The 17,674-nt window shown below is 41.1% G+C and carries 13 protein-coding genes and 6 tRNA genes; 5 read left to right on the top strand and 14 right to left on the bottom strand.

The features are described 5' to 3' along the window. Positions 1-55: 55 nt before the first annotated feature. From P3L40_RS16510 to nagB, 10 genes are all read right to left on the bottom strand, one after another. Positions 56-1,411 (bottom strand): dicarboxylate/amino acid:cation symporter, encoded by a 1,356-nt coding sequence (locus P3L40_RS16510; protein ID WP_036957950.1) that lies wholly within the window; start codon positions 1,409-1,411, stop codon positions 56-58. Positions 1,412-1,957: 546 nt separating this feature from the next. Continuing rightward, positions 1,958-2,032: transfer RNA gene (locus P3L40_RS16505), tRNA-Gln, on the bottom strand. 10 nt (positions 2,033-2,042) lie between these two features. Then, positions 2,043-2,119, bottom strand: a tRNA-Met gene (locus P3L40_RS16500). Between the two features lie 50 nt (positions 2,120-2,169). After that, positions 2,170-2,244, bottom strand: a tRNA-Gln gene (locus P3L40_RS16495). Between the two features lie 31 nt (positions 2,245-2,275). Further along, positions 2,276-2,350, bottom strand: a tRNA-Gln gene (locus tag P3L40_RS16490). Positions 2,351-2,381: 31 nt separating this feature from the next. Continuing rightward, a tRNA-Leu gene (locus P3L40_RS16485) sits at positions 2,382-2,466 on the bottom strand. A 7-nt stretch (positions 2,467-2,473) separates the two neighbouring features. Next, a tRNA-Met gene (locus P3L40_RS16480) sits at positions 2,474-2,550 on the bottom strand. Positions 2,551-2,920: 370 nt separating this feature from the next. Next, complete coding sequence (locus P3L40_RS16475) at positions 2,921-4,144, bottom strand: ROK family protein (protein WP_004256960.1); 1,224 nt, start codon at positions 4,142-4,144, stop codon at positions 2,921-2,923. 11 nt (positions 4,145-4,155) lie between these two features. Then, positions 4,156-5,319, bottom strand: a complete 1,164-nt coding sequence (gene nagA / locus P3L40_RS16470) for an N-acetylglucosamine-6-phosphate deacetylase (protein ID WP_004256957.1) — start codon at positions 5,317-5,319, stop codon at positions 4,156-4,158. 75 nt (positions 5,320-5,394) lie between these two features. After that, positions 5,395-6,198 (bottom strand): glucosamine-6-phosphate deaminase, encoded by an 804-nt coding sequence (gene nagB, locus P3L40_RS16465; RefSeq protein WP_004256954.1) that lies wholly within the window; start codon positions 6,196-6,198, stop codon positions 5,395-5,397. A 417-nt stretch (positions 6,199-6,615) separates the two neighbouring features. Between nagB and nagE the strand changes: the two genes are divergently transcribed. From nagE to glnS, 5 genes are all read left to right on the top strand, one after another. Beyond that, the gene (gene nagE, locus P3L40_RS16460) at positions 6,616-8,643 is read left to right on the top strand and encodes an N-acetylglucosamine-specific PTS transporter subunit IIBC (protein ID WP_206277891.1); all 2,028 of its coding nucleotides are present in this window, start codon (positions 6,616-6,618) and stop codon (positions 8,641-8,643) included. Positions 8,644-8,891: 248 nt separating this feature from the next. Further along, positions 8,892-9,146 (top strand): colicin E3-like toxin immunity protein, encoded by a 255-nt coding sequence (locus P3L40_RS16455; RefSeq protein ID WP_004256948.1) that lies wholly within the window; start codon positions 8,892-8,894, stop codon positions 9,144-9,146. A 195-nt stretch (positions 9,147-9,341) separates the two neighbouring features. Then, positions 9,342-10,112, top strand: coding sequence for an SEL1-like repeat protein (locus P3L40_RS16450; RefSeq protein ID WP_187710100.1), 771 nt, complete (start codon positions 9,342-9,344; stop codon positions 10,110-10,112). A 212-nt stretch (positions 10,113-10,324) separates the two neighbouring features. Beyond that, positions 10,325-11,140, top strand: coding sequence for a sulfite exporter TauE/SafE family protein (locus P3L40_RS16445; RefSeq protein ID WP_004256943.1), 816 nt, complete (start codon positions 10,325-10,327; stop codon positions 11,138-11,140). Between the two features lie 168 nt (positions 11,141-11,308). Then, positions 11,309-12,976, top strand: a complete 1,668-nt coding sequence (gene glnS / locus P3L40_RS16440) for a glutamine--tRNA ligase (RefSeq protein ID WP_144140804.1) — start codon at positions 11,309-11,311, stop codon at positions 12,974-12,976. 208 nt (positions 12,977-13,184) lie between these two features. On the opposite strand, the gene P3L40_RS16435 is transcribed toward glnS, so the two are convergent. From P3L40_RS16435 to kdpC, 4 genes are all read right to left on the bottom strand, one after another. Then, positions 13,185-13,580 carry a DUF5329 family protein gene (locus P3L40_RS16435; protein WP_004256937.1) on the bottom strand — a complete coding sequence of 132 codons (396 nt, stop codon included), beginning with the start codon at positions 13,578-13,580 and terminating at the stop codon, positions 13,185-13,187. A 96-nt stretch (positions 13,581-13,676) separates the two neighbouring features. Continuing rightward, positions 13,677-14,363 carry a two-component system response regulator KdpE gene (gene kdpE, locus P3L40_RS16430; RefSeq protein ID WP_110591329.1) on the bottom strand — a complete coding sequence of 229 codons (687 nt, stop codon included), beginning with the start codon at positions 14,361-14,363 and terminating at the stop codon, positions 13,677-13,679. Positions 14,364-14,379: 16 nt separating this feature from the next. After that, positions 14,380-17,067, bottom strand: coding sequence for a two-component system sensor histidine kinase KdpD (gene kdpD, locus P3L40_RS16425; RefSeq protein WP_004256931.1), 2,688 nt, complete (start codon positions 17,065-17,067; stop codon positions 14,380-14,382). An 8-nt stretch (positions 17,068-17,075) separates the two neighbouring features. Next, the gene (gene kdpC / locus P3L40_RS16420) at positions 17,076-17,669 is read right to left on the bottom strand and encodes a potassium-transporting ATPase subunit KdpC (protein ID WP_210853484.1); all 594 of its coding nucleotides are present in this window, start codon (positions 17,667-17,669) and stop codon (positions 17,076-17,078) included. Positions 17,670-17,674 lie beyond the last annotated feature (5 nt).

Here is a 17,674-nt window from a genome sequence, read left to right as displayed (position 1 = left end):
ATAAATATAGGCCGCTAATTAGCGGCCTATTTATTATTAAGTGAAGAAGTTAGTGCTATTTATTATTAGCTAAATCAACCGGTTGAATATTACTTGTGTCTGTATTGATGCTGTCATCTTCAGTAATCACAGAATCCAATGTTTCATTTTTTGCTGAAAACGCATGAGCCAGTTTTTCGGTATCCAGTTCTTTTTCCCAACGTGCAACAACGATACACGCACACGCGTTACCCACTAAGTTAGTTAAAGCACGGCATTCAGACATAAAGCGGTCAATACCAAGGATTAAGGCCATACCTGCAACAGGAATACTTGGAACAACCATTAAGGTTGCCGCTAATGTAATGAAACCCGCACCAGTAACGCCAGCAGCACCTTTAGAGCTAATCATTGCAACGAGCAACAGCGAAATTTGCTCCCAAATCGTCAATTCAATATTGGTAGCTTGAGCAATGAATAATGCAGCCATGGTCATATAAATATTCGTACCATCAAGATTGAATGAATAACCTGTTGGGATAACTAACCCGACAACTGATTTTTCACACCCTGCATGCTCCATTTTGCGCATTAAGCTTGGCAGTGCGGCTTCGGAAGAAGAGGTACCTAAAACTAACCAGAGCTCATCTTTGATATATTTAATTAGCGCAATGATGGAGAAGCCGTTGTATTTAGCAACTGCTCCTAACACTAACAACACAAATAGAACGGATGTAATGTAGAAAGTCATTATCAGCATCATTAAGTTGCCAATAGATGAAATCCCATACTTACCAATGGTAAAAGCCATTGCCCCAAATGCCCCAATAGGCGCGAGTTTCATGAGCATCGCAACCATTTTAAACACAGGTTCAGAAAAGTTTTGCAGTAACTTAACGATAGGCTCGCCGTGTTTACCCGTTGCAGCTAGCGCTAACCCAAAAATAACCGCAATAAATAGAACTTGCAGAATATTTCCATTTACTAATGGACTAATGACGGTATCGGGGATGATATTCATCAAAAAGCCAACAATTGAAGACTCGTGGGCTTTTTCAACGTAAGTAGCAACTTTAGTGCTGTCTAAGGTTGCTGGGTCAATATTCAGGCCAGAGCCTGGGCGAATGATATTGGCAATAATAAGACCAATAATTAATGCAATGGTTGAAAAAGTGATGAAGTACAACATCGCTTTACCTGCGACACTACCCACTGCCTTCATGTTTGACATGCCTGAAATACCAGTGACAACCGTTAAGAAGATAACTGGCGCGATAATCATTTTAACGATTTTGATGAATGCATCACCAAGCGGTTTTAATGACTCTCCAATGTCGGGAAAAAAGTGGCCAAGTGCTATACCCAGAACGATGGCTACGATCACCTGAACATATAAGATCTTATATATGGGTTGCTTTATCATGTTTCGCATAAATTTTCTCTGTAAAAATGTTGCGTTTGGCAATTTATAATTATTAGGTTTAAAACTTTTATTAGAGTTTCTGAGAACTAATTTAGTTGGAATGGAAGAAGGGACTGAGTTTATTAGTACCAGAGGTTGATAATAATTTAACTGGTAATAATCATACCTAACTACAATTCGAGCGCAGATTACCACTTTCGATGGTTATATAGAAATGATTGAAGTCACACATTTGATAGAAAAGTTATGCAAACGTAAATTTTATGAGGTAAATGTTGCTTTAACATCACTTTAAACGATTAAGCTATTGGTTAATCGGTAATATTAGGATTAAATAAATAAGCAAATGACCAAAAAGTAATCATTTAAACTAAAAATAGGGATGTAAATATAGAAAACAGTAGAGAGGGATACTTTACTGCTTAAAAAATGGAGTTATCTGCTAATTTGTTACTTTTTATTTAATTTATCAATAAAATCGATAAGTAAAATTAAGACTGCCTAAGCATAGTAAGATAGAGCAGGGAGTTAATTTAAGCGATGTTGAAAAGAGAATGGCTGGGGTACCAGGATTCGAACCTGGGAATGCCAGGATCAAAACCTGGTGCCTTACCGCTTGGCGATACCCCAACAAAAGAAATGGTAGCTACGACGGGATTCGAACCTGTGACCCCAACATTATGAGTGTTGTGCTCTAACCAACTGAGCTACATAGCCATATATGATTTCTTTAAAATGAATTGTGCAACTATAGGTAGGATAGTAGATGGCTGGGGTACCAGGATTCGAACCTGGGAATGCCAGGATCAAAACCTGGTGCCTTACCGCTTGGCGATACCCCATCCGGGAATTCTACTATTGATTGTTTTAAGATGGCTGGGGTACCAGGATTCGAACCTGGGAATGCCAGGATCAAAACCTGGTGCCTTACCGCTTGGCGATACCCCAATCTTAAATTCAATGCTACCGAGAAGGAAAATGGTGCGGGAGACAAGACTTGAACTTGCACACCTTGCGGCGCCAGAACCTAAATCTGGTGCGTCTACCAATTTCGCCACTCCCGCAAAATAATGGTGGCTATGACGGGATTCGAACCTGTGACCCCAACATTATGAGTGTTGTGCTCTAACCAGCTGAGCTACATAGCCATCTTTTTTTGCATTACCTTCGTCGGCGTTGCGGGGCGCATTATGCTAATTACAGACACGACAGTCAACAGCTTTTTGCACTATTTTTCAGAAAATGTGTCTGTTTGTTTGATGAATAATCATTTTGTCGATAAAGCCAGCAAAAAACAAGCCCATATTTGAAAAAAATCACTTTTGTCTTACCTGCTAGATAAATGTAATTTGGTGATGACGCGAAATAAAACATCGAAAGAGTCCAAGAATTTGTAAGAGGAGGATAGCTGAAAGAGTGTGAAGTGTTTTAAAAATGACTCATGAAACGAAGAATTCAGTTTATAGCTAATAAAAAAGCAGGTATCTCAACCTGCTTTAAAGAAAATAACGCCAAAAATTAGCTTTCAAACAATTTTTGTAATAATTCACCATTAAGCATCGCACGTTTAGTGAGTGCGAAAGCGCCTATTGCCGAATTATGAACCAACTGCGATGTGACGATGGGAAGATTTTCCCTAAATCCTTTCAAGGCTTGTGTGTCAATACAGCTTTGAATCGCGGGTAACAGAATTTGTTCTGCTTCCGTGATATCCCCTGCAATAACGACTTTTTCAGGGTTAAATAAGTTTATAGAGATAGCAATCGCTTTACCGATTTGCCGACCAACGTGCTGGATAACTTCCGTAGCAAGTGGGTCTCCCTTATTAGCAGCTTGGCAAATATGGGAAATCGTACAAGTTTCCAATGTAAGGGAACTTGAATAGCCTTGTTCTAAACGCTGTTTTACGCGGGCTTCAATCGCTTGGTTTGAGGCAATGGTTTCTAAACAACCAAAATTACCACAGTGGCAAAGTTCGCCAAGGGGGTCAACTTGGATATGGCCGATTTCCCCTAGGTTACCTCGATGGTTGAGCAATATCTCTTTATTGATGACTAAGCCTGCCCCTGCACCTCTGTGGATACGAACGAGCAGTGAGTCTTCGCAATCACGAGTTGCACCAAAATAGCTCTCAGCGAGGGCTAGGCTGCGAATATCGTGCCCTGCGTAACAGGTAATTTTAAAGTGTGCTTGCAAGTTGTCGATGAGATGCCAATTATCGACCTTGATATGCGGCATGTAGTAAACAATACCACTGTTTGGGTTAACTAACCCAGGGAGAATAATAGAAATCGCGATCAACTCTTTTAAGCGTTTCTGATTGTGTTCGATAAAGTCTTCAAGGGCGGCAATCAGTTTTTGTTCAACCGCTTGCTGAGAGGGCTCTGTGATAGGGTAATGAGCATCGACGATCATTTTGCCACCTAAGTCGTATAAGGCGATGGTGGCATCATAGCGGCCTAAGCGGACGCCAATCGTATGAAAATTTTTGTGCTCAGAAACAATAGATATAGCACGACGGCCCCCAGTGGAGGCCTGTTGGTCAACTTCTTTAATTAAACCACGTTCGAGTAACTGGCGAGTGATTTTAGTCACACTGGCTGGGGCAAGTTGGCTTTGCTCCGCGATTTGAATTCTTGATATCGGGCCATGTTGGTCAATTAAACTATAGACGACAGCGCTATTTAGTTGTTTGACGAGATCAATATTACCAATTTGCTTCAGCGAGTGGCTTTGATTCATTAGCTAGTTACTCATTTTTTGTAGACTTCGGCTCCGTTAACATAGGTTGCAAGGACGTCGAAGTCGTGGTTAAACGCGGTTAAATTCGCAATTTTACCCGGAGCAATAGACCCTAAGGTCTCATCAACTCCGATGGCTCTTGCGGGGTAGAGCGTTGCCATTCTCAGTGTTTCATCTAATGGGATACCCACGTACTCTACACTGTTTCTCACTGCTTCTATCATTGTGAGTGATGAGCCGCTGAGTGTGCCATTTTCATCTACACATAATCCATCGCGGTAGTATATGGTTTTACCTGCGAAGATAAAATGATCCATTTCACCAGTTTGAGGATCTATTCCTGCGGGCGCTGTGGCATCAGTCACTAAAATTAATTTATCACCTTTTAAGTGTTTGCTATTACGAATGTTTGCCCACTGGACATGCAAGCCATCAGCGATAATTCCCGCATATACTTCAGGAGTGTCATAAATAGCGCCAACTAAACCTGGGCCACGGCCTGAAATATATGGCATGGCGTTAAAAAGGTGCGTTGAAAAGCGAATTCCGGCTTTAAAACCCAGTTTGGCTTCTTCATACGTCGCATTTGAATGTCCAGCAGAAATAACAATGCCGGAATCTTTCAATTGGTGAATGTAATCAAGTTCTACCATTTCAGGCGCTAAAGTAATTTTAGTGATAGCGTCTGCATGAGCGGCTAAATAATCAATCATCTGCGCGGATGGTTGACGGATAAATTCAGGGTTATGCGTACCTTTTTTGATAACATTAATATATGGGCCTTCTAAATGAAGTCCTAGAGCTTGGTTCTTGTGGTCTTTTAAGTACTCTGTCATGACCTCAATACCATGCTTCATTAATTCGTCAGAGCAAGTAATCAGCGTTGGCAGGTAACTGGTACACCCTGTACGCTCATTGGCTTTTTGCATGATATCCAAATTCTTTAATGTGACATTTTCTTTATTATCATTGAATTGGACACCACCACAGCCGTTGACTTGCAGGTCAATAAACCCAGCGGATAAGATTGCACCTTGTAGGTCATGCTGTGGAATATGGGAAGGTAATTCAGAGACAGGACAAACATCTTTGATGATTTCACCATCAATGACGACCGCATGGTTATCCAGTCTTTCATGACCTGTATAAATAATGCAATTTGTTAATGCATACATGGCTTAAAACTCCTGACCTCTGGAAGGTGGGTCACCGATCAGCTTTCGCTGACCGGGTGATTGATAAACATAATCTTAGTTAAACTTTTCAATAATTTCAGATTCTAGCTGTTTGAAATATTTAAGCGTTTTAACTTTTAATTCGAGTGTTGCGGGTTCATCACAAACGACCAGTGCTTTTGGGTGCATTTGTACGCAACTTACTGTCCACATATGGTTAATTGAACCTTCAACTGCTGCATGAACTGCGTTCGCTTTATTCGCACCCGTAGCGAGTACCATTAACTCTTCAGCATCCATTAACGTGGCTACACCCACAGTTAAAGCGAATTTTGGTACTTGATTGATATCATTATCAAAGAAACGTGAGTTAGCTTGGCGCGTTTCTGGTGTTAATGTCTTAATGCGGGTACGAGAGTTCAATGAAGAACCGGGTTCATTAAAAGCAATGTGACCGTCGTTACCTACGCCGCCCATAAATAAATTAATTTTGCCGTAAGATTTAATTTTATCTTCATAACGTTGGCATTCCGCATCAACATCAGGGGCATTACCATTCAGTAAATTGATATTTTGCGCTTGAATGTCGATGTGGTTAAAGAAATTATCATGCATAAATGTGTGATAGCTTTGAGGATGATTAGCGGGAATACCAATATACTCATCCATATTAAATGTTACCACATGCTTAAAACTGACTTTTCCTGCGTTATATAAAGCAATCAATGCCTTATAAGTGGCAAGAGGAGTGCCGCCTGTTGGTAACCCAAGAACGAAAGGGCGATCAGCAGTTGGGTTGAATGCGTTAATTTTGTCAGCAATATACTGTGCGGACCAAATGCCGACATCATGCGCATTGTTAAGTGGAATTAGCCTCATGTCTCAATTACCTCTAATAAGTCTGTGAAATCTTTCATGTATATATGTATCCCTGATGTTATTCATTAGATATAGGAATACTCGTTATACTACAAATTTATTACGCGCTGGTGTTGGTACACAGTGCCGTTTTAACGGCTACACCTGCATTTTAAACGCGCTGAGAATATACAGGTTAATAACATAAATAAGTTATTTTTAATCATAAAATAAGTTTTCGATAATAGCTAGTAATTTAGTCATATCGGTAACTCTTTCGTTGACATTTATCACAAATCGAACCTATTTATTTTGCATCGCGAAACAATTAATTTAGACTATAAAATTGATACTCTCAATAACCTAAATTATGATTTAGGTGTGTGAACAATAAGATCCCGTAAATGGGGCAAAAATAGGGCGATAAAGGGGGAGTTTGTGAATATTCTTAGCTACTTACAGCGGATTGGTAGGGCACTTATGGTGCCAGTTGCTGTACTACCAGCCGCAGCAATCCTGATGGGGATTGGCTATTGGATTGACCCAGATGGTTGGGGAGCCAATAGTGCAATCGCGGCGTTACTGATTAAATCGGGTGCGGCTATTATCGATAATATGTCCGTGCTATTTGCTATTGGTGTTGCTTATGGGATGTCAAAAGATAAGGACGGTGCGGCTGCACTGACCGGTTTTGTCGGCTTTTTAGTGGTGACAACACTGTGTTCGCCTGCATCTTATTCCATGATCATGAATGTTCCGCTGGAAAGCGTTCCTGCGGCATTCGGTAAAATTAATAACCAGTTCGTGGGTATCTTAGTTGGGGTTCTATCAGCTGAATTGTACAACCGTTATAGTGGCGTAGAGCTACCCAAAGCGTTGTCTTTCTTTAGCGGCCGTCGTCTCGTACCGATTTTGACCTCGTTCTTAATGATCATCTTAGCCTTCATACTGATGTATGTCTGGCCGGTGGTTTACAACGGTTTAGTCTCTTTCGGTGAAAGCATTAAAGACTTAGGTTCTGTGGGTGCGGGTATTTACGCCTTCTTCAACCGTTTATTAATTCCTGTCGGTCTGCATCACGCACTCAATTCGGTGTTCTGGTTTGACGTTGCAGGAATCAATGATATTCCAAACTTCTTAGGCGGCGCTAAGTCAATTGATGCAGGTCTGGCAACGGTAGGTATTACAGGTCGCTACCAAGCTGGTTTCTTCCCAATTATGATGTTTGGTCTGCCGGGCGCGGCATTAGCGATTTACCACTGCGCACGTCCAGAAAATAAAGCGAAAGTTGCTGGTATTATGATTGCCGGTGCGTTTGCGGCATTCTTTACAGGTATCACTGAACCACTCGAATTCTCTTTCATGTTCGTGGCACCAATTCTGTACGTAATCCACGCATTATTAACGGGTATCTCTGTTTATATTGCAGCGACGATGGAGTGGATCTCCGGATTCGGCTTCAGCGCAGGTTTAGTCGATATGCTATTGCAGTCACGTAACCCATTAGCCGTTCAGTGGTATATGTTGATTGTCCAAGGTTTAGTCTTCTTCTGCATTTATTATGTCATTTTCCGTTTCATGATCCGTAAATTCAACCTGTTAACACCAGGCCGTGAAGAGAGCGCAGGTGATGAAACGATTGATGGTTATGACGAAAGCATTAGTCCTGCCGATAACAGTGACAGCGATATTCAAAAAGAAGCTCGCCAATATGTTGCAGCGGTTGGTGGTAGTGACAACATCGTCAGTATTGATGCCTGTATTACACGTTTACGTTTAGGCGTTAAAGATTCAGCGATTGTTAATGACGCCATGACAAAACGTTTAGGCGCTTCAGGTGTTATCCGCTTAAGCAAACAAAATGTGCAAGTGATTGTCGGTACACGTGCTGAATTGGTGGCAAAAGCGATGACTGAAGTGATTGCAAAAGGCCCTATCGCAGGAGCTGCTCCGGTAGCTGCACCAGAAGAGAAAAAAGCCGCAGAGCCTGCGAAAACAAAAGGTAATGTGATTTTATCTCTGGTTGCGCCAGTCAGTGGTCAAGTGTTCTCCCTTGACGATGTGCCAGATGAAGCGTTTTCTAGCCGCATTGTGGGCGATGGTATTGCCATCAAACCAACAAGCAGCGAAGTGCTAGCGCCGGCATCAGGTACGGTGGTGAAAATTTTCGAAACTAACCACGCATTCTGCCTTGAAACAGAAAACGGTGTTGAGCTCATAGTTCATATGGGTATTGATACTGTTGCACTGAAAGGTGAAGGTTGTGCACGTTTAGTGGAAGAAGGTGCGGAAGTGACTGCTGGAACACCAATTCTGAACCTCGACCTCGCGTTCCTTGAAGCTAATGCCAAATCAATGATTAGCCCTGTTATCATTAGTAATATCGATGATTTTGCTGGCGTCGAGATTTTAGTTGACGGTGAAGTAAAAGCAGGCGAAACGGTTATTTATAATGTTCTGAAATAGTTCAGTTTAATATTATAAGTTAGTAAGAGGGTGGCTTAGGCCACCCTTTTTTTATGGTGGTTAAATAAGAAAAAGATAATCATACAGGGTATAACAAATAATGATAATCACTATCAATTGAGTTTAGTTTATAAAGAAAATATAATTAATTGTTAGCTTTGTGGGGAGGTGTTTTTTCTAAAATACGCGAATAATTAAAATTAAAGCGCCTAAAATAATTATAAAAAAGTATCTATAAGGAGAAAGAAATGGGATTAAAAATTCATTTGGTTTGGTTTGATAAACAAACAGAGGAATATGTTGGTGAAGAGTATTCTCTAGATCTAGGCGATAATGATAGCATTATAGAGGAAACCATTAATCCTGAGGAAAATATTATTAATAATGGTTGTTTTGATATGGTTTCTGACTGGGTTTCTAATCTTCAAAATCATATAAAACATAACATTGAATTTAGTAAATATGATTATCAAGTTTCATTCGATTATCGAGATGAATGGTAATTATCTATATTTATAAATTATTAGTAAATAATTTAATTTACTTGTTTTATACAAATTAATATTTATCTAAAACAAAAACATAAGGAATATGCAATATGACTGAATTAATGAAATACTTATAACTTCACTCTCGACTTATGATTTAGGAGAAATTTCGTGAGGTTGATTTCATGGTTTATCGTTATAGGAGCGTTCATGATCGGGACTCCAACTTGGGGGGGAAATATAAATCCTCCTTTAATTCCAACTGTGAGGGATCGTCTATATACCATTGAATATAATGAAACAGAACTTCGTTATGATCCAGACCTACCTAAGCGAGTTCCTTATCCCAAAAACCAACAACAAGTGGTTGAGTTATATCATCGGGCATTAAAAAACAATAATGAAGATGATAATTATGCCTTATTTTCTTTTTTCAGAATTGGTTGCACCGATTTTAAGCATTTACATAATGTGAAAGCTGCAAAAGAAGAGTGTGCACTGGCAAATTTCTTTTTGAAGAGAGTATTAGAAATTAATTCTAATAATGGGTTAGCTCTGTTATTTACAGGGGTAAACCATCAGCATGGTAATGAAGGCTCGAAAAAAAATATGTTAGAAGCAATTTCATATTATGAACGAGCTTACCACCTCCATGGTAATAAGGTACTTGTAGCAGGAAAAAATCTTTCGACGATTTATTTACATGGACTCGGCGGGATCCCTCAGGACTTTAATAAAGCTAAATACTACTTAGAAATGGTAGCAAGAGATAATCCAAAGGGGCAAGATGCATATTACCTCAAGAATTTTGATACCTATGTTGATTTACTCAAAATATCAAATGAGGGCGATAAATGTAAACAACAGGATCCTAATAATCGTATTTGGGTTAAAGAATGTAATGATAAAGTAGAAAAACAAATAGAAACATATCTAAAAAAACATAGAGGAAATCAAAAAGAAGAAGATGCGATTGGTTGATTTAGTAAAGTTTTATTTTGTGACTAGTGTGAAAGGTCATTATAAATAATAACTTAAAAGTATAGAACAAAGAATACTTTAATTTTCTGTGTTAAAAAAGTTGCGTTTGTTAATAACATTGGCGAAATCTCAAACAAGGTTGTCAAATTTGCATAAGCAAGGGGCTTTTTTCATCGATAAAATATTTTCTCAATTACTGAGAGGGGTTATCTGTGGAACTGCTTCTGTGTTTATTTGGCTTTATTTCGGGGATCACCACCGCACTATTCGGCTTCGGTGGCGGTTTTATTACGGTTCCACTGTTATATGCCTTGATTACCTTAGTGTGGGGGCCGCAAAGCGATGCAGGCAGTGTGGCAATGCAAATTGCGGTGGCAACATCAACCTGTGTGATGATCTTTTCATCGACGCTTTCGAGTCGTGCTCATTACCTTAAAGGCAACCTGAGTTGGCCAATTATTCGCCCTTTTATTATCCCTATTTCAATTGGCGGAATTCTAGGGGCAATAGTGGCGCTATCCGTAGATAGTGCATTAATTCGTTGGATATTTATTGGTTATTTAATTATCACTATTTTAGATTGCTTTATTCGTCCCGGTTTTATGAAAACAGAATCTATAGGTATACAAGCCTCCCGTGGCGGTATTTTTGCCGATACCCCGATTGGCGTGGTGATTGGTGCGGTGGCGGCATTTTTAGGTGTTGGCGGCAGTGTGATGACTGTTCCACTAATGCGGCGCCGTGGTGCCAGTATGATCCAAGCAGCCGCATTTGCGAACCCATTGACATTACCAATGGCAATCACGGGCACATTAACCTATTTTTATTTCGCTATTGATAAGCACATTGATCTCGGAGCAGGGTTTCTGGGGATGATCTATATCAAAGGGGCATTAATTTTAATTGTGACATCGTGGTTAGGGATCCGTTTTGCTTCTTTATTAATGCCTTACCTGAGCGATAAACGTCATGCCCAAAGCTATCCGTTACTGTTACTCGTCGTTTTAGCCGTCATGATACTGGCTTAGAATCGCGTATATCGGTGGGTAAAGATGAGGTTTTTACCCTAAATTCCTTCTGATCATCGCTTTTGCTGCACTTGGCGCAATCAAACGGTTGTTTCCTGATTGATTATGGTAGAATATATTTAATTACTATACGCTTTTGCGCGCTTTTGGCATTGAGGAATGATGACAATGAATGAGGCAGATGCTCGCCCAACAAATTTTATCCGTCAGATCATAGATGAAGATCTGGCGACTGGAAAACACACGTCAGTGCATACGCGTTTTCCACCTGAACCGAATGGCTATTTACATATTGGTCATGCGAAATCAATCTGCTTGAATTTTGGCATTGCCAAGGATTATCAGGGCCAATGTAACTTACGTTTTGATGATACAAATCCTGTAAAAGAAGATGTCGAATACGTTAACTCTATTCAAGAAGACGTTAAATGGCTTGGTTTTGAGTGGAGCGGCGATGTTCGTTATTCCTCTGACTACTTTGATACTTTGTATCAATACGCGATCGAGTTGATCAAAAAAGGCTTAGCTTACGTTGATGAGCTCAGCCCAGACGAAATTCGCGAATATCGTGGGACACTCAAAGAGCCTGGTAAAAATAGCCCATACCGTGAGCGCCTAATTGAAGACAACTTAGCATTATTCGAAAAAATGCGTGCGGGCGGCTTCGAAGAAGGAAAAGCGTGTTTACGCGCGAAAATCGATATGGCTTCGCCATTTATGGTGATGCGCGACCCAGTTTTATATCGTATTAAATTTGCGGAACATCACCAATCTGGCAATAAATGGTGTATTTATCCAATGTATGACTTCACGCATTGTATTTCTGATGCATTAGAAGGCATTACTCACTCTTTATGTACCTTAGAATTCCAAGACAACCGCCGTTTATATGATTGGGTTTTAGATAATATCACGATTGATTGTCACCCTCGTCAGTATGAGTTTTCTCGTCTGAATCTGGAATATACGGTGATGTCTAAGCGTAAACTGAACCAATTAGTGACCGAAAAACACGTAAATGGTTGGGATGACCCACGGATGTTAACCATTTCAGGTTTGCGTCGTCGTGGTTATACCGCTGCATCTATTCGTGAATTTTGCCAACGTATTGGTGTGACGAAGCAAGATAACAACGTCGAAATGGCCTCTTTAGAGTCCTGTATTCGTGATGATCTAAATGAGTCAGCACCACGTGCTATGGCTGTTATCGACCCAGTTCGTGTTGTCATTGAAAACATGCCTGCTGGTGAAGAGATTTTAACAGCGCCAAACCATCCAAATAAACCGGAGATGGGAACACGCCAAGTGCCTTTTAGTAACGAAATTTATATTGACCGTGCGGACTTCCGTGAAGAAGCAAATCGCCAATATAAGCGTTTAGTATTAGGCAAAGAAGTTCGTTTGCGTAATGCATATATCATTAAAGCAGAGCGTGTTGAAAAAGATGCGGATGGTAATATTACAACCATTTACTGTACTTATGATGCAGGCACATTAAATAAAGACCCAGCAGATGGCCGTAAAGTGAAAGGCGTTATTCATTGGGTTAGCGTAGCGCATGCATTACCTGCAGAAATTCGTCTGTATGACCGTTTATTCACTGTGCCAAACCCAGGTGCAGAAGACGATTTCTTATCCGTTATCAATCCTGAATCGTTAATTATTCGTCATGGTTTTGTTGAGCCAAGCCTGAAAAATGCAGAGGCAGAAAAAGCGTATCAGTTTGAGCGTGAAGGGTATTTCTGCGCGGATAATAAGCTAAGTAGTGCAGATCATTTAGTCTTTAATCGGACGGTGGGGTTGCGTGATACTTGGGCTAAGATTGAGAACTCTTAACTTGATGTCCCTGTCATTCTTTGTGCCACAGGGGTATTGGCTTCATTAAGTTACCCGAGTCACATACTTATGTATGCTCACGGGATAACTTAATTTGCCGCCTACCTGTGGTACAAATTATTTAGGGGCTAGATCGAATATTAGAACAAAAAAATGCTGACATTTATTTGCCAGCGTTTTTTATAGTAATCAACAGAACCTACAGAATTTACTCAGATTTGTTATCCACTTTGTCTTTCAGTAAACCATGCAAATATTTATTGGCTGGGATCACATTACCTTGTGCATCTTTGACTTGGTACTCTTCGCCAGTAATGGACGATTTTGAGGCAACATTATCAATAAATTGTTCTGTAGTTTTGAGACGTTTTTCTGTTTTACGTAGTTTTAAACGTAAGTGAGATTCTGCGTCGGCAGCAGAATGTTCAGTTCCGTTACGAGTAAAAGTAAGGTTCTGTTGCTTACCAAGCTCTGCTAGTAATGATTCAGTACGAACTTTTTCTTCAGGGCTTAGCGCAAGTGCTTGGGTGGTAACAAAAACGCTTAAAAAAAGTACTAAAGCAGATGAAAAACGGTTTGATAGTTGGGCTGTGAGTGACTGCACGAATTTCTCTCCATAGAAAAAAGGTGAGTAAATTATAGGCAGCCTTTTAATTTAAACTATCGGTAAGATTCCTAGAATTCAATGAATGGTAATCCATTAGGGCATAAACCGATAACCAATCCCTGTTTCGGTTAATAAGTGAATAGGGCGAGCAGGGTCATTTTCCAATTTTTGCCGTAGGTGGCCCATATAGATGCGTAAGTAATGATTATGTTCCACATAGTTAGGCCCCCAAACTTGCAGTAATAAATGCCGTTGAGTTAATACTTTACCGCTATTAGCCACGAGTTCACTGAGTAAACGGAACTCAATCGGGGTAAGGTGGAGCTCTTCACCTTGCTTGGTCACAATTCGATTAATAAAATCGATAGTGATATCGCCAAACTGGCATTTTGAGTTTTCTTGGGTGGGTTTGCCGAAACGCCGTAAAGCAACCCTAACACGAGCCAGTAATTCGCTAATCCCAAAGGGTTTTGTGAGGTAGTCATCAGCGCCTGCATCCAATGCAGCCACTTTCTGTGATTCTTCTTCGCGAGCGGATAAAACAATAATCGGAATACTGCTCCACTGACGTAGGTCACGAATTAAATCAAGCCCATCACCATCGGGCAAGCCAAGGTCTAAAATCAATAAATCAGGTTGCCGAGTACCCGATTCGATTAGGCCGCGGTGGTAATTTTCGGCTTCAAACACTTTCCAGCCTTCACCCTCCAACGCTAAACGAACAAAGCGACGGATTTCTTTTTCATCTTCAATAACCAGTATTTGATGGTTAGTACTCACAATATCGAGGGTCCTTCTATATTTCTGCCTCAATATCAGGCAGTTGTTTTAAAGGTAAAACAAAATGGAAACTGGCTCCACCTTTATTATTGTTTTGCGCCCAAATTTCGCCTTCATGCAATTGGATAATAGCACGACAAATGGCAAGCCCTAAGCCAACGCCTGGGATTGCTGATTCTTTTTGTGCCCGAGAAAATTTATCAAAAATGGTTTTTTCTTGCCCGTTTGGGATCGCATTGCTGGCATCCCATATTTCAATATGAATTTTTTGTCCTTCAACTGCGGCTCGAATACCAATCGGGGTATCGTTATTGCTATATTTTACGGCATTTTCTAAGAGATTGATTAGTACTCGCTCAATCAAATTGGCATCACAATAAAGCAATAAATCTGCTGGAATATCAATCTCTAAAGGGTGACTGTGTAAGGTGTAATCTAAGGTTCTAACGGCACTACTGGTAATTTCTTGTAGTGATTCCCACGCTAAGTTGGGTTGAATGCTGCCAGATTGCAAACGAGCCATATCCAGTAAATTATTAACTAAGCGAGAAGTGCTTAGTACTTGTTGGCGCATTTGGTTGACTTGCTCTGTTAATGGTGAATTTTCCGCTGATAAGTTCAACATTAAAATTTCAGTTTGCCCGAACAAAACGGTAAGTGGCGTTTTTAGATCATGGGAAAGTGCGGCAAGTAACGAGTTTCTCAGTTGTTCACGTTCAATATTTAATTTGGCTAATTCAGCTTGTTTGGTCAGTTGTAGACGAGCAAGCGAGCTTGCAATCAGCCCCGTAAAGGTTTGCAGCATGCGTTGCTGCTCTGGGATCAATAACTGGCGCATGTTTCTTGGCTCAATGGCAAGAACGGCAAGGGTTTGGTCGGCAGTAGTGATAGGTTGTAATTGATAAGGAACACTTGGCAAAGTATCCGTACCAGCACCGGCTGGCTGGCGTTTATCAAAACTCCACTTAGCAATGGCTTTATCAATTTGCATTGCCGTGTAGCCATCACATTGCAACGGTGTTAATTGCCCATCCTCATCAGGTAATAATAAGCAACTTTTGGCTTGGAAGGCATTATTGAGAAAATGGTACCCTGTTTTTCCAATATCATCAGTGGTGATGGCTTGGCCTAATTCTTTTGTCATTTCATATAAATGACGGGTCCGTTGTTCGCGATACCGAGCAATACGAGCTTGGTAGCGCATACCCGCAGTTAAATTCCCCACAACAACCCCAACAATTAGCATCACCGTAAAAGTGACTAAATATTGCATATCCATGATAGCAAGGGAAAAATGGGGTTGAACAAAGAACAGGTCAAAACTGATCACGTTAACCAAGGCGGCAAAGACAGAGGGGCGTCGACCATAAAATAATGCGATTAACACGACACCTAATAGATAGAGTGTCACGAGGTTGGCTTTATCGAGTGCTAATAAAAAGGTACGTGAAAATAAGGTGATAGCGGCGCACATCACAATGGCCATTAAATAGCCATTCATATCCGATCGCCATTTTTCAGAGAACGGTTTTCTTTCGGGTTCTTTGTCCCACTCACTTTTTTCTTCAAGTGCGACGATCACTAGGTCTAGATCTGGGCCGAGCTTACCTAGGCGATCGGCAAAACCGGGGCGTAAATTGAACTTAAACCATTTATTTGTTTTATTACGTCGGCCAATTAATATCTTCCCTAAATTATGTTCTCGTGCGTAACGCAATATGGCTTTTTCTTCAGAAGGATCTGATAAGGTCGCTGTTTCTGCCCCTAAGTCTTGAGCAAGTCGCAATGCTTTTAAGATAGCTCTACGCTGTGTTTCAGGTAGCTGATGAAGCGAAGGGGTTTCAACATAAACAGCATGCCAGACACTACCGAATTTTGCGGCAAGCCGAGCCGCGGTACGAACTAACTTTTCATTTCCCGTATTATGGCCAACGCATAACAATAGCCCATCGCGAGTGTGCCATACGGGCGCTTGGCCTTTACCGCCACGAAATTCACGCATTTGGTCATCAACTCGGTCGGCAGTGCGACGAAGTGCGAGTTCACGAAGTGCAATTAAATTTCCTTTGCGGAAAAAATGCTCAATGGCGCGTTCGGCTTGCCCTGGTATGTATACCTTACCTTCTTTAAGACGTTGCCGTAGGTCGTCAGGGGGAAGGTCGACTAACACCACTTCGTCAGCGGCATCAAAAATATGGTCTGGAACCGTTTCACGGACTCGAATACCTGTAATGCTTCCAACAATATCATTCAGGCTTTCAATGTGCTGAACGTTGATGGTCGTCAGTACATCAATTCCAGCATCAAGTAACTCTTCGACATCTTGCCAACGTTTAGGGTGTCGGCTGCCATTAGGATTACTAAATGCTAATTCATCCATTAAAATTATGGCAGGATGCCTAGCAATTGCAGCATCAATATCGAAGCCATTTAGGCGGCGGCCGTGATGGGTAATGCGTCTGGGTGGTAACAGAGAAAGGCCGTCAATTAACGCGGCCGTTTCTTCTCTTTCATGGGTTTCTACCACGCCAACCAGAACATCTAGCCCTTGGGCTCTAAGCCTTTGCGCTTCTTGCAGCATGGCATACGTTTTTCCAACACCTGCACAGGCACCGAAAAAAATCTTTAATTTGCCACGCCCAATTTCATTGGCTTTGACCAAAAGTTCATCGGGGTTAGGGCGAATAGGTTCCTGATTGTTCATCACAGCCCCTAGTGAGTTTGACTGTTTATTTGTTGTTGATATTCATCAAGTGCTAGGTTCAGTTTTAGCACATTAATGACTGATTCGCCTAAAAAGGGTAACAGCGCCTGTTCAGTATGTGTTTCTATCAATGATTTTACCGCATCCAAAGGAATTTGCCTGCTCTTTGCAACGCGTGGAGCTTGGTATAACGCTGCATCAATAGAAATATTGGGGTCTAAGCCGCTGGCAGACGCCGTGAGTAAATCCACTGGGGTGGCGTTATCTGCATCGGGGTTTGCTGCGCGCAGTTGTTTGTTACGCTCAATCATCGTTTGTTGTAATAACGGGTTACTGACCGCTAAATTACTTCCGCCAGAAGCTAATGCGTTGTAGGGGCTATCAACCGTCGCAGAGGGGCGACCGTGAAAATAGCGGACATCACCCACATTTTGCCCGATCAAGGCTGAGCCAACAGTACGTTCATCTTGCATAAGTAGAGAGCCGTGAGCCTGCCATGGAAAAAAGATGTTAGCGAGACCAGTTACCATTAATGGGTAAGCAATACCGGTAAAAATGGTGAGTACTAGTAACATGATAATCGACGAACGGATCATATTCATAATCA

Origin of the sequence: Providencia sp. PROV040 (assembly GCF_032706145.1) — a bacterium.
GTDB classification, from domain to species: Bacteria; Pseudomonadota; Gammaproteobacteria; order Enterobacterales; family Enterobacteriaceae; genus Providencia; species Providencia hangzhouensis.
This window is presented reverse-complemented; position numbering and strand designations above follow the sequence as displayed.

Bases quoted from the DNA above. Each gene is read 5' to 3' on its own strand.
- P3L40_RS16510 (WP_036957950.1), bottom strand. From the start codon at position 1,411: ATGCGAAACATGATAAAGCAACCCATATATAAGATCTTATATGTTCAG.
- P3L40_RS16475 (WP_004256960.1), bottom strand. From the start codon at position 4,144: ATGAATCAAAGCCACTCGCTGAAGCAAATTGGTAATATTGATCTCGTC.
- nagA (WP_004256957.1), bottom strand. From the start codon at position 5,319: ATGTATGCATTAACAAATTGCATTATTTATACAGGTCATGAAAGACTG.
- nagB (WP_004256954.1), bottom strand. From the start codon at position 6,198: ATGAGGCTAATTCCACTTAACAATGCGCATGATGTCGGCATTTGGTCC.
- P3L40_RS16455 (WP_004256948.1), top strand. From the start codon at position 8,892: ATGGGATTAAAAATTCATTTGGTTTGGTTTGATAAACAAACAGAGGAA.
- P3L40_RS16450 (WP_187710100.1), top strand. From the start codon at position 9,342: ATGATCGGGACTCCAACTTGGGGGGGAAATATAAATCCTCCTTTAATT.
- glnS (WP_144140804.1), top strand. From the start codon at position 11,309: ATGAATGAGGCAGATGCTCGCCCAACAAATTTTATCCGTCAGATCATA.
- kdpD (WP_004256931.1), bottom strand. From the start codon at position 17,067: ATGAACAATCAGGAACCTATTCGCCCTAACCCCGATGAACTTTTGGTC.
- kdpC (WP_210853484.1), bottom strand. From the start codon at position 17,669: ATGAATATGATCCGTTCGTCGATTATCATGTTACTAGTACTCACCATT.